Source organism: Herbaspirillum sp. C7C8, assembly GCF_022627875.1.
In the GTDB taxonomy this organism is placed as follows: domain Bacteria; phylum Pseudomonadota; class Gammaproteobacteria; order Burkholderiales; family Burkholderiaceae_D; genus Herbaspirillum.
In genome coordinates this window covers 1-241 of the sequence record NZ_JABXGG010000091.1, presented here as the reverse complement: position 1 = coordinate 241, position 241 = coordinate 1, and the positions used below count along the sequence as shown (strand labels likewise).

General features: G+C 61.0%; 1 protein-coding gene. It reads right to left on the bottom strand.

All coding sequences use genetic code 11. From position 1 onward, the window contains the following. The coding region (locus HWE01_RS22770; protein ID WP_241822976.1) for a glutamate synthase central domain-containing protein at window positions 1–241 on the bottom strand (241 nt) is incomplete at both ends.

The window sequence follows — 241 nt, the reverse complement described above, 5'->3', positions numbered from 1 at the left end:
CATCACGATGGCTTCGCGCAGCGGGTCGATCGGTGGGTTGGTCACCTGGGCGAACTGCTGGCGGAAATAGTCATACGGCGTACGTACACGCTGGGACAGCACGGCCATCGGCGTGTCATCGCCCATGGAGCCCACGGCCTCGTAGCCTTGCTCACCGAGCGGGCGCAGCACTTGGTCGCGCTCTTCGAACGTGACCTGGTACATCTTCATGTACTGCTTGAGCTGGTCGACGTCATAGAAA